Origin of the sequence: Labrys sp. 22185 (assembly GCF_052045555.1) — a bacterium.
In the GTDB taxonomy this organism is placed as follows: domain Bacteria; phylum Pseudomonadota; class Alphaproteobacteria; order Rhizobiales; family Labraceae; genus Labrys; species Labrys neptuniae.
In genome coordinates this window covers 1-12,417 of sequence record NZ_JBQEPH010000066.1, presented here as the reverse complement: position 1 = coordinate 12,417, position 12,417 = coordinate 1, and the positions used below count along the sequence as shown (strand labels likewise).

The window sequence follows — 12,417 nt, the reverse complement described above, 5'->3', positions numbered from 1 at the left end:
TGCCGTAGCTGCTGTTCTCGACCTTCTTGGCGAGGTGACGCAGTTGATCGGCATCGATCCAGCCGCTGGAAAAGGCGATCTCCTCCGGGCAGGCCAGGCGCACGCCCTGCCGGTGCTCAAGCACGCGCACGAACTCGGCGGCCTGCAGCAGGCTGTCGGGCGTGCCGGTGTCGAGCCAGGCATAGCCCCGCCGCATGCGCTCCACATGCAGGCTGCCCCGCTCCATATAGATGCGGTTGACGTCGGTGATCTCATACTCGCCGCGCGCCGAGGGCTTGATGGTCCGGGCGATGTCGACCACCTCGGCATCGTAGAAATACAGCCCCGTCACCGCCCAGTTGGATTTGGGCTGCCTGGGCTTCTCCTCGATCGAGGTCGCCACCGCCTTCTCGTCGAAGCCGACCACGCCATAGCGCTCGGGATCGGTGACGTGATAGGCGAACACGGTGGCCCCCTCGCGGCGGGAGACGGCCGAGCGCATCAGGCCGGGCAGGCCGGCCCCATAAAACAGATTGTCGCCCAGGATGAGCGCCGAAGGCTCGCCCGCCACGAAATCGGCTCCGATGACGAAGGCCTGGGCCAGGCCGTCCGGGCGCGGCTGCTCGGCATAGCTCAGCTTCAGGCCCCATTGCGAACCATCGCCGAGCATCTTGCGGAACAGCGGCAGATCATGCGGGGTGGAAATCAGCAGGATTTCGCGAATACCCGCCTGCATGAAGGTGCTGAGCGGGTAATAGATCATCGGCTTGTCGTAGATCGGCAGCAACTGCTTGGAGGTGATGCTGGTCATCGGATAGAGCCGGGTGCCACTGCCGCCGGCCAGTATGATACCGCGCATTCTCGATACTACCTCGTTCAAGATCTATTTTTCCTTTCGCCGGCTGCATAAAGATTTGCAACACTGCGGATCAAGAGCAATCTAACCGGCCCCAACCCATAACAATCCATAGCACCACCAGCGGACAGGCGAGAGGCGCGCGCTCCCCAGAACATATACGGAGAAATTCCCGCCAAATGCCTCTCAACAACTGCTTTCACATCACACGGTCGCGCTATGCTATAGCCGCAAGAGAAAGGATAGAGATTTCTCTCCAAAAAAGTCAATAACGTCATCGGCTCAAACCGATAGACATTTTGGGTAAGCACTGAGGATAAACTAAATCCCAATTACCAACCATTGTATAAGCATATGGAAATATTTATAAATATAAGAGATTCTCTAAATAGATATCAAAAATATCATTTCGAGGAGTCGTCACGCCTCAAATATGCCCTGAAAGCATGTATCTGCTTTGCAACGGCCCTAAATCCAAGGATAAGAACACGACTTCACGCCGCTTTGCAGCCAATTTGCATAAGGACTGAACTAAGTTCACGAACAGCCTGGATCTCCGCAAAGGCGCGTGATCGCGCAGGCTGACGCCAAACCCTCGAAGTGCCGATAGCCCAAGACCCTGCGTATGACAGCACCGTCTTTCTGCCCCATCCACGCGTGGTCGTTCTTACGATATGGCCGAGAGCGGGTGAGTTTGATGCCGTGACCGAGACAGTACTCGATCAGCCTGTTGTCGACGAATTCGCTGCCATTATCGGCATCTAAAGCCTTCAGTGTAAAAGCAAGCTCCGGCAAATACCTCCAACGATCTCGACCACGAGGGGCGCCTTCTCCCACGACGATGGGCGCGACCTCCGCCCACCCGCTGGCGAAATCGGGCAGAGCCAGGCGGCAAACGTAGCTGCCGCGGTTGACCCGTCCGCAATGAGCCACCAGGTCCATTTCCGTGTTACCGGAAAGCGGCTCATTCCAGCCAACAAAGGTGCACATTTGATGCGTCGCCGCCGTTCCGGCACGTTTCTCGATCGCCTCCGCCCATTTCCTAACGCGCCTTGGCGTCTGAGGCAACCGATCAACCGTGGCGCTGCTTCATCGACAAAATCTTGCGGCGCATCTCTATCCCGAGGTTTAAATGGTGGTTGCACTGTAGCGCCAGCAATAGAAGCGACAACAACGCCTTCAGGCGTTTGCCGCAGACTTGGTCGGAAGCCTCCCATATTACGATTAACGTGATCCGCACAGCCTCCTCGAACGCGACCGCCGCTACCGGGTCTGTCGGCCCTTTGTCCACGGCGAGCTGCTCAAGACACGAATTTCCGACCTTTCGTGATGTCCTGTCGCTACGATGAACTCCTCCAAGATCCGGTGTTTGTCCTTACTCCCAGCCGCTGCGTAATGATCCCTGCAAACTTGGGACTGCAAGGCATACATTCCGTAAATGCGAATGGCACATGGAATATTCGAATCGTATATATTTTTCTGTATCGGAGCCCACATCGATCAATACAAAATCACCCATTACACCCATCCTCCAATGAGGATGTGAACATAAATATTATTATAAAAATAAATATATAAATAAACTTATATCTAATAATTTACAAAATACCTTTACATATAAAAAATAGATAAAACAATATAAACATGAAAGTCACACCAATTAACAATTAAGATATTTTGGTATACTGGCACTTTTGTGATAAATTAGCTCATCCAGTTACTATACAAAAATATAGCTTTATCTCAGTCGACATGGATGACGGAGGCTGTTTTGACAAAAATTGCAATCCAGGAGACGCTGGATTCCCCTGCTACAATTATAGCTTCCGAAGATAAGAGAGCCCCCTATCATTCACCATCTGATAAACTCGCACCACAAGACAACAATCTCATAAACGAGTCAAAATTCAAAGTTATTATTCCAAATATTGAAGTAATTTGCACCAATATCCTAACTTTAGAATCCGTAACTCGGTGTATAGAACTTGCAAATATATCTCATCACGTAAATGGATATTCCTCGGTTTTGGAGTGGACACAAAATACGAGAGATGAATGCCTAATAATATTGTGCTCTCTCGGTAGCGCTGAGACTCACAGGGTCATAGAGCACGATTTGCTCGAAGTTATAAGTATTAACCCTAAATCTAAAGTAATTATTATATCAGATTTAGAACAATCTCACCAAATTAGTAGATCTCTCGAGATAGGCGCGAAAGGTTTTATTGGAATGAGCTCGACCTTCGAGATCGTGCTCGCAGCAATCCGTCTTGTTTGGGCAGGGGGACAATTCATACCCGTCTCCAGCTTAGGCGGTGCAGGCCCAATGGTGGGCGAAACCAGCGTAAACACGGCGCGAGGAGGAAAATTAACGCAGCGTGAACTTGAGATCATTAAATGCATTCGTCGTGGAGAAAGAAATAAAATAATCGCTGCGACTCTGAATATCAAAGAAAGTACCGTGGGGGTACATATTCGTAATATCATGCGAAAGCTGGAAGCAAAAAATAGAACAGATTTATCACTTAAAGCGAAGCAAATTTTAGATTGATAAATGTCTTTTGAAATTCAAAGGACGCCTGATTTCACCCCAACTTGGGTGTCCTTGACGATTGATCTATCTCACCGCAACCGCGCAATTCGGCGCAAAACCCGCCGAGGCTCTAACCGCTGCTGGATGACAAGTCAGTGGCAAGTCTGGGGGACTGAAGCAAAAGCGCCTCACCTTAACGCCTCAACGCCATCGCGGAGAGAGCCAAGGAAGGAACGAGCCATGTTGTTAAACGCCGCTCTGAAACGTTCTGCGGACCACCCATCAGGCCCACCTGACAGCAGCTCAGGGCCGGTCACCCCTATGCGGAGCGCTAGTCGCGCGTGATGCGGCCTTTAGCTCTTCCTGGAGCGCAGCTCGCTCTCTGAGTAAGAACCGATCTCACCGCACGCACAATTCTATCTGCTCGATCCAATCGGCATTACCGAAAATGTAAACGAAAATTTGGAGAGTTACATGAGTATTTTAAGGTATAAATATCCAAATACCGATAGAAATAAAATACACGCGGTTGCAAGAAGCGGCTTTCTATCCTCGATTATTATTGGTGTGCTATGAAATTTACGTCGTCTCAAGCGCTCGCGCGGGCGTTCGCCCTTCAAACCGCAGCCACACCATGGGACCGGGCTACGGCATTCGATGCTGTCATCGATCAGACGATCAGTTCCCAGCAGATCGTCGGCCTCACTGTTATCGCGGCAAAAAGCGGTCGCATCGTCTACGAACGCTCCGCGGGTTTTGGGGATCGTGAGGCCGGCCGCGCGGTGGAACCGAATGAAGTCTATCGGCTTGCCTCGATGACGAAGGCGGTTGTCTGCATCACGGCGCTCGCTCTGATCCAAAAGGGGAAAATGTCCCTGGACGATCCGGTTTCTCGCTGGCTGCCGTATTTCCGGCCGGGCACTCGCGATGGGAAGCAGCCAGTCATAACCGTGCACCATCTGATGACTCACACCGCAGGCTTGACCTATGGTTTTCTTGAGGCCGAGGACGGACCGTATCACAAGCTCGGAGTCTCGGATGGCCTCGACAATGGGCACCTCACGCTCGAGGAAAACCTTCGCCGCTTGGCGTCCGCTCCCCTCCTTTACGAGCCGGGGACCAGCTGGGGCTATTCCCTCGCGATTGACGTTCTCGGCGCGGTGATTGAAGCAGTGGCCCAGGCGCGGCTTCAAGATGTGGTCAAGACGCTCGTCACTGACCCCTTGGGGCTGGAGAGCATGGCATTCAGCGTGCCGACGTCGACCGTGGTTGCAACGCCTTATGCAGATACTCAGAAGCCACCAGTTCGAATGACCGATGCCTTCTCTTTGAAATTCGATCAGGGATCCATCGTCTATTCGCCCTCTCGCGCGTTCAACGCCAATGCCTTCCCTTCAGGCGGTGTTGGAATGGTCGGGACGGCGAGAGACTATCTGACATTCCTTGACGCATTGCGGACCGGCGGCAACGGAATCCTTGAGCCCGCTATCGTATCGGCCTTTGCGAGCAATGCCATCGGCAATCTGAGCGTAAGCATAGCGGGACCGGGATACGGATGGGGCCTTGGCGTCGCGGTTTTGAAGGACCCCAATGCTGCAGGGCTTCGCTCGCGGCAAGGCTCCTGGAACTGGTCGGGCGTCTACGGAACAAGCTTTTGGGTCGATCCAAGTGCCGAGCTGTCCGTGGTGGCGCTGACAAACACGGCTATCGGCGGCATGGCAGGCACATTCCCTACGAGTCTTCGGCGCGCTGCCTACGCCGACTGAAGACGGCCTTTCGGCACCTGCTGCACCTCTGGGTCGCTACGCGACACGATGGCGCATGCGGCGGACGCGAAGGGTTGGATACGGGCCGGCTCATCGGCTCGATTTGTCGCGACACAACAACTGAACTTGAAGGAGAGATATCATGACTATTGGCGTAACGGGTGCGGCCGGCCAGCTTGGACGCTTCGTCTTGGCGAGCCTGAGGAAGCGAGGGGCGGGCAACGTTGTCGCTTTGGTCCGCTCGCAGGACAAGGCGGTTGACCTTGGTGTGCAGGTGCGGGAGGCCGATTATGACGTCGTCGCGACGCTGGACTCATCGCTGAAGGGAATCGATACATTGTTGCTGATCTCGTCGAGCGAGGTCGGCAAACGCAAAGCGCAGCACGCCAACGTGATCGCTGCTGCAGCGCGCCAAGGCGTGAAGCATATCGTTTATACTAGCTTGCTTCGGGCCGATTCGTCTCCGTTGAGCCTCGCAGAGGAGCATCTTGCAACCGAGAAGGACTTGAAGGCGTCAGGCCTGCCAGTCACCATCCTTCGCAACAGCTGGTACACGGAAAACTATACCGGCTCTATCGGCGGCGCATTGGCAGGCGGCGCCTTTATCGGATCGGCCGGGGACGGCCGGATTTCATCGGCGGCGCGGGCAGACTATGCGGAAGCCGCCGCGATCGTGCTGACAAGCGATGGCCATATCGGCCGTACCTACGAGCTGGCTGGGGACACTTCCTATACATTGACGGAATTGGCTGCCGAGATCAGCCGGCAGTCCGGCCGTGACATCCCGTACCGCAATTTGTCCGTAGCGGACTATGCAGCGGTGTTGGCCGGTTTCGGTCTCCCGGAGCCACTCGCTCACGCCATCGCAGGCTGGGATTTCGGAGCATCCCAAGGTGGGCTCTTCGATGATGGCCATGAACTCAGCCGACTGCTTGGCAGACCCACAACCTCGCTTGGCGTCAGTGTCGCCGAGGCCCTTAGCAAACTGGCGTAGAGGCGGATGGCATGGATCGTCGGACGTTCCTCGGGAATCTCGCTCTCGGCACGGTGATCATAGCTATGGGAAACCAACAGTCTTTCGCGGTCCCACTGGACAGCGATCACAAGCGTCAGGTCGTGGATTTCCTTAAGAGCATCGAGACCGGCGATCCAGCCCCGGCTTCCATTATCTACCCAAATCACTACACCCAACACAATCTGATGGTTTCGGACGGCGTGGCCGGTTTGCGAGCTGCCCAGAAGCAACCGATATCAAGCTCCGCACGCATGAAAACCGTCCGCGTGTACCAGGATGGCGATTTCGTATTTGCGCATGCGGAATATGAATTTTTCGGCCCAAAAATCGGCTTCGACATTTTCGGCTTCGAAAATGGGTTGATCGTCGAGCATTGGGACAATCTCCAAGAGATGCCAATCCGGCCCAATCCAAGTGGTCGTACGATGATGGATGGTGCGACCGAAGTTGGTGAGCTGGAAAAGACCGACGCGAACAAAGCCCTGGTCAAGGGCTTAGTGGAGGAATTGCTTGGACAGCGTCGGATGGATCGAGTGTCGTCCTACGTCGATCCCGTCACCTATATCCAACATAACCCGCACGTGGGCGACGGGGCGGACGCCATGGTCGCTGCCTTCCGGCAACTGGATGCTGCAGCCGGCACTCCCCATCGCTATACGCACGTGCGCCAGCTACTGGGCGAAGGTAGTTTCGTCCTTGCTGCCAGCGAAGGCGTGGCCGGTGATGGGCCGACCGCTTTCTACGATCTGTTCCGGGTCGCCAACCGTCGCATCGTTGAGCACTGGGACGTGTTGGAAACGATCCCCGCTCGCGGCAACTGACGAAACAGCAACGGGAAATTCTGAACCATAGCGTGTCTGGGAGGCCGCAGTCGCCGACCGACGCCGCAACAGCGAAGGATATTTGATGAGCATCGTGACGCGTGGCCTTCTGATTGGCGGCCGGGAAATCCCATCGACCGATAATCGGCTCGTGGATGATATTTCGCCGTGGACGGGCGAGGTTTATGCGAAGGTGGCTGCGGCTTCGCCGGCCGACGTGACGGCGGCGGTCGATGCCGCCGCGGCCGCCTTTCCTGCCTGGGCCGCCATGCGACCCTTCCAACGCCGCAAGATCTTCCTTCGCGCCGCCGACCTGATGGAGGCCCGGATAGAGGACGCGATCGCCACGATGGCGGGCGAAGTCGGCGGAGCCCGCCCATGGGCCAAGTTCAATGTTGAGTTATGCGTTGAAATCCTGCGGGAAGCAGCAGCTGCAATCACGCAGCCGGTCGGACAAATACTGGCGACCGACACGCCGGGCGCGCGTTCCTACGCGAAGCGAGTCCCGTATGGCGTCATCGCCGCGATCTCTCCATGGAATGCTCCCTATATCCTCGGAATACGCTCGATCGCCATTCCGCTGGCCGTGGGAAACACGGTCGTGATGAAGCCATCTGAAGACGCGCCTATCTCCTGCGGTCTTTACCTGGCCGACGTACTGAACGAAGCGGGGCTGCCGGCCGGCGTCCTGAATGTGGTCACGGACGATCTGAAGGACGCTGGCACGGTCGTCAGCACGTTGATCGCCGACCCACGGGTACGATTGGTCAACTTTACTGGCTCGACCAATGTTGGGCGGATCATCGGTGTTGAAGCCGCCAAAAATCTGAAGCCCGCCGTTCTTGAGCTCGGCGGCAAGAACGCGCTGGTCGTGCTGAAGGACGCCGACGTCGACTACGCCGTCAAGTCAGCGATCTTCGGCGCCTATATCAATTCCGGCCAGATCTGCATGTCGACGGATCGCGTTATCGTTGTGCGCGCCATCGCAGACCAATTCGTCGAGAAATTCACGAAGGCGGTCGACGCGATACCCTATGGCGATCCGTCCGATCCCAGAACCCTGGTCGGACCGGTCGTCAACATTCGAGCGGCAAAGCGCGTCTCCGCGCTCGTCAAGGACGCAATTTCAAAGGGCGCGAAAGTGCTCGCCGGATCAGGCGAGATTGAAGGGCCGGCCGGGACGCTTTTGAAGCCCATGCTGCTCGCCGACATCACCAAGGACATGGACATCTTCTACGGTGAGATTTTCGGCCCTGCGACGGTCGTGCATGTGGTCGATACAATCGACGAGGCGGTCGCGCTGGCGAATGACTCCGAATACGGCCTCACGGGCGGGGTGATTTCCGAGAACTTGATGGAAGCGCTCGATGTCGCTGAGCGGATTCAGACCGGCATCATTCACGTGAACGATCAAGGCATCGCCGATGAGCCGATGGCGCCGTTCGGCGGCGTCAAGAATACGGGATACGGCCGGTTCGGCGGCCAGGCGGGCATGGACGCCTTCAGCGCGACGCGGTGGATCACCGTGCAAGAGCGAGGCCACGCCAAATATTAAGCCAGCCGGACGATTCCCGTAATCGAAAATACGAACAAAGGAATTCAAGCAATGACGCTTAAGAAAACGCTTGCAATCGCAACCGGGCTGCTCCTGACCATGGTGGCGGGTCAGTCCGCCGCTCAAGCACAGGAGCCGAAGCCGGTCATTGAGGTTGTGACCCTAAAATTAAAGCCCACCGTCACCCCTGCGCAATTCGCAACTGTCGATCATGAGATTGAAACCGACGTGGTTTCGAAACGTTCAGGTTTCCTGTCGCGTGAGTCTGCCCCGGGAAGCGACAAAAACTGGGTGGTGATCGTCCATTGGCGTTCCCTCGCCGACGCGGAGGCTTCGATGAAGAGTTTTTCGGATGCCCCAGGGGCCGCGAAGTTCATGTCGCTCATCGTGCCTGGTTCCATGATCATGACGCGATACGGCGGGTAAGTGCTCCGTACCAACACGCAAACGAGCCGTCCAAATTATCTAACGGCTCAGTGACATTGAAAGACACTGGTGAGGCTTGCCATCTCGCACCAGCTTACTCGTGCGCTGAGACCAGTTTGTTCACGGCACCAATAAGGGGATTACTTGAGATGTCAGAGAACGAATTCGACGTCATCATCGTGGGTGCCGGAGCAGCTGGTTGTGTCGTAGCTGGCTACTTGGCTGACCACACTGACGTTAGTATCGCATTGGTCGAAGCAGGGGAAATGGATAGCGACCCGCTCATTCATATTCCTGCGGGCTTCGCAAACATCCTCGCGCACGATCGTCATGTGTGGAGGTACGATACCGTTCCGCAGCATGGCCGCGTGAAGCGCTATCGATCCGGCAAGGTGCTCGGCGGAGGCTCATCGATAAATGCGATGTGCTACGTCCGAGGCCAGGAGAGAGACTTTGCTGCCTGGCAGCATGCAGTTGGTGACACCGGGAACTGGTCCTACGCGGATTTGCTTCCGGATTTTCTTGCCCAGGAAGACAGTGACACGTTTCATAATGAATTCCATGGGGTCTTTGGTGGCCTTTCGGTTCAACTTCCCAAGGGCATCAATAAGCTAAATCAGGCCTGCCTGAAGGCGTTCCAGGAATATGGGCTTCCGTACAATCCTGACTATAACGGGAAGAGCCAATTCGGCGTATCACCAGTGCAGTCCACGGTAGGAAATCAACGTCGATGCAGCGCAGTTGATGCCTATCTGCGACGTCACCTCGCGTCCCGGCGCGTGAATCTTTTCACCAACAGCACTGTCTCGAAGATCGTTTTTGACGGCAAGCGTGCCACCGGGGTCGTTCTGACAGGGAGCCGGTCGCAGGTTCTCAAGGCGAGAACTCAGGTCGTCCTCTCGGCCGGATCGATACAGAGCCCTAAGATCCTGATGCATTCCGGTGTAGGGCCGGCAGCGCATCTGAAACAGTTCAGTATCGACGTAATAGTCGACGCCCCAGATGTTGGCGAGCATCTTCAAGACCATCCAATCGTGCCGGTCAGAGCATATGTGAAAGGTGATCTCGGCTATCAGGCAGCCGCCCATGGTTTGGGCACGATAAAAGCGGGATTGCGCTACCTGGTCACCAAGGACGGGCCTGCCGCCGGGAATGGCATCGAGACAGTGTCTTACTGGAACCCGGAGGACTTCACCGCCGATCCAACCATCCAATGCTACCACGTTCCCATCGTATCCGAAGACGGCCTCCGCCCGACTGGTGATCGTTCCGGCGTTACTTTTGAACTCGTCGTGTTGCAGCCCGAAAGCCGCGGCTGGGTTCGGCTTGCAGACGGTGACCCCACCTCGATGCCACTCATCAACCCGAACTTTGTCGGCCACCAAGCCGATCTAAAGAAGGCCGTTGATGCTGTACGCGCAGTTCGTCAGGTCATGGGCCAAGAATCGCTTGCTGCACTCATTGATCAAGAAATCGAACCCGGACCATCGACTCAGAGTGACAAGGATCTTGGTGAATGGGTCAAGCGAGTGGTGACGACAATGTGGCATCCGGTTGGCACATGCCGCATGGGTCAGGACGAACGCTCTGTCGTGGACGCCCGGCTTCGGGTGCGCGGGGTCGATCGCTTGCGCATCATCGACGCCTCCGTCATGCCAAACATCACCAGCGGAAACACCAACGCGCCCACACAGGCACTGGCGCGCCATGCCTCCGTTCTGCTTGCAGAAGATTTAAAGTCCTAGAGCATTTCCGGCCGTGATTGAATCGATTGTGAAGAGACGGGGCGGCCGGCGCCTGATTCCGTGTGATCGTTGGATGAGGTTTGGCGTGGCACGGGCACTGAGCGACGATCTTTGGGGGCGGGTTTGCAGGCTTCGACGGATGGAGCGTCGGCGCGTCAGGCTGCGGTCCGGTTCGGGGTGGGGATCTCGACGGCGATCAGGTGGATCGCACGGGCGCGGCTGGGTGAGACCACTGCGCGGATACAGGGCCGGCGTCGGACCTCGCGCCTCGATGCGCATGAGGCCTTCATCGTAGGGCTAATCGAGGAGCGCCGGGACATCACGCTGAACGAGATGATGGCACGCCTGTCTGGCGAGCGGTCGGTCGTCATCGGTCATAGTGCTCTGAGCGCCTGGCTTCGCGGGCGAGGCTGGACGTTCAAAAAAGACCGCCCGTGCACTGGAGCAGGAGCGGCCCGACGTCCTGAAGCGGTGGCGCGACTGGTTCGAGGCCCAGCCCGATCTCGATCCCCGGCGCCTCGTCTTCATCGACGAGACCGGCCTGTCGACCATGATGGCCCACTTGCGCGGCCGTGCCCCGCGCGGCGAACGTTGCCGGGCCGGTATTCCTCACGCGCACTGGAAGACGACGACCTTTGCCGGAGCACTGCGCCTCGATGGCATGACCGCCCCCTTCGTCTACGATGGCGCCATGAATGGCACCGTTTTCCTCGCCTATGTCGAGCAGGTGCTGGTTCCGACGCTCAAGCCGGGCGACATCGTCGTGATGGACAACCTGCCCGCCCACAAACCCGCGGGCGTCCGCGAGGCCATCGAACGCGCGGGCGCGACGCTGTCCATCCTGCCCCCATACAGCCCGGACATGAACCCCATCGAGAACGCCTTCGCCAAGCTCAAGGCCGTGCTCCGCGCCAGAGCCGAACGCTCGATTGGCGCATTCTGGGATGCGCTCGGCGCCATCGTCGATCTCTTCGCGCCAACCGAATGGGCCAACTTCTTCAGAGGCGCCGGATATGAACCCGATTAAACCGGAAACGCTCTAGGAGTTGTGGACTCTTGGGATTCCCAAGAGTGGGGGATATGTGATTCAAAGCTGTCTTTTGGAGGCAGCGATGGGTGTTTTGGACCGTCTGATTCTACGCGACGATCAATGGGAGCGTATTTCGGCGCATATTATCGGCGATGAACGGACGCGCGGTTCGTCTGGTCACGATAACCGGATGTTTGTGGAAGCGGTGTTGTGGATCGTGCGCACCGGTTCGCCCTGGCGTGACCTGCCCGAGGTCTTCGGTGAGTGGAACAGTGTCTTCCGTCGCTTCAGCCGTTGGAGCCATAAGGGTGTATGGTGGCGCATCTTCACGGCGATGTCGGACGATCCGGACTTCGAGTATCTGATCGTTGATTCCACCATCATCCGTGCCCATCAGCATGCTTCGGGCGCCAAAAAAGGGGGTCTGAAGATCAGGCCCTTGGCCGTTCTCGCGGCGGCCTGAGCACCAAGATCCATATGGCTGTCAGAGGTCTTGGCTGCCCGGTGCGCTTCACCCTGACCGCCGGCCACAGAGGCGATTGCCCCCAGGCCTATGCCTTGATCGACGGCTTACCCGCCAAGGTCGTGATGGCCGACGCCGCTTACGACGCCGATCGCCTGCGCCAGGCAATTGCAGACAAAGATGCTGTGGCTGTCATCCCAAGCAACCCGTCGCGGGCTCGAAAATACC

At 56.8% G+C, this 12,417-nt stretch carries 9 protein-coding genes and 2 pseudogenes; 9 read left to right on the top strand and 2 right to left on the bottom strand.

The features are described from left to right. On the bottom strand, positions 1–838 hold an 838-nt coding region (gene rfbA, locus ACTJKX_RS36760), incomplete at its 3' end, for a glucose-1-phosphate thymidylyltransferase RfbA (protein WP_440728348.1). Between the two features lie 1,069 nt (positions 839–1,907). After that, positions 1,908–2,126, bottom strand: a complete 219-nt coding sequence (locus ACTJKX_RS36755) for a hypothetical protein (protein WP_394315548.1) — start codon at positions 2,124–2,126, stop codon at positions 1,908–1,910. 480 nt (positions 2,127–2,606) lie between these two features. Here ACTJKX_RS36755 and ACTJKX_RS36750 point away from each other — a divergent pair, with 480 nt between their 5' ends. The 9 genes and pseudogenes from ACTJKX_RS36750 to ACTJKX_RS36710 all read left to right on the top strand — a co-directional run. Then, on the top strand, positions 2,607–3,386 hold the full coding sequence (locus ACTJKX_RS36750; RefSeq protein WP_440728347.1) for a response regulator transcription factor: 780 nt from the start codon (positions 2,607–2,609) through the stop codon (positions 3,384–3,386). 554 nt (positions 3,387–3,940) lie between these two features. Then, a complete protein-coding gene (locus ACTJKX_RS36745; protein WP_440728346.1) occupies positions 3,941–5,134 on the top strand; it encodes a serine hydrolase domain-containing protein in 1,194 nt (397 codons plus the stop codon). Positions 5,135–5,276: 142 nt separating this feature from the next. After that, on the top strand, positions 5,277–6,128 hold the full coding sequence (locus ACTJKX_RS36740; RefSeq protein ID WP_440728345.1) for an SDR family oxidoreductase: 852 nt from the start codon (positions 5,277–5,279) through the stop codon (positions 6,126–6,128). 11 nt (positions 6,129–6,139) lie between these two features. Beyond that, a complete protein-coding gene (locus ACTJKX_RS36735) occupies positions 6,140–6,970 on the top strand; it encodes a nuclear transport factor 2 family protein (RefSeq protein ID WP_440728344.1) in 831 nt (276 codons plus the stop codon). 85 nt (positions 6,971–7,055) lie between these two features. Beyond that, a complete protein-coding gene (locus ACTJKX_RS36730) occupies positions 7,056–8,525 on the top strand; it encodes an aldehyde dehydrogenase family protein (RefSeq protein ID WP_440728343.1) in 1,470 nt (489 codons plus the stop codon). Between the two features lie 51 nt (positions 8,526–8,576). After that, on the top strand, positions 8,577–8,951 hold the full coding sequence (locus tag ACTJKX_RS36725) for a hypothetical protein (RefSeq protein ID WP_440728342.1): 375 nt from the start codon (positions 8,577–8,579) through the stop codon (positions 8,949–8,951). A gap of 149 nt (positions 8,952–9,100) precedes the next feature. Further along, complete coding sequence (locus tag ACTJKX_RS36720) at positions 9,101–10,696, top strand: GMC family oxidoreductase (RefSeq protein WP_440728341.1); 1,596 nt, start codon at positions 9,101–9,103, stop codon at positions 10,694–10,696. Between the two features lie 85 nt (positions 10,697–10,781). Then, positions 10,782–11,723, top strand: a pseudogene (locus ACTJKX_RS36715) (IS630 family transposase). 85 nt (positions 11,724–11,808) lie between these two features. Further along, a pseudogene (locus ACTJKX_RS36710) lies at positions 11,809–12,417 on the top strand (IS5 family transposase); the annotation flags it as partial.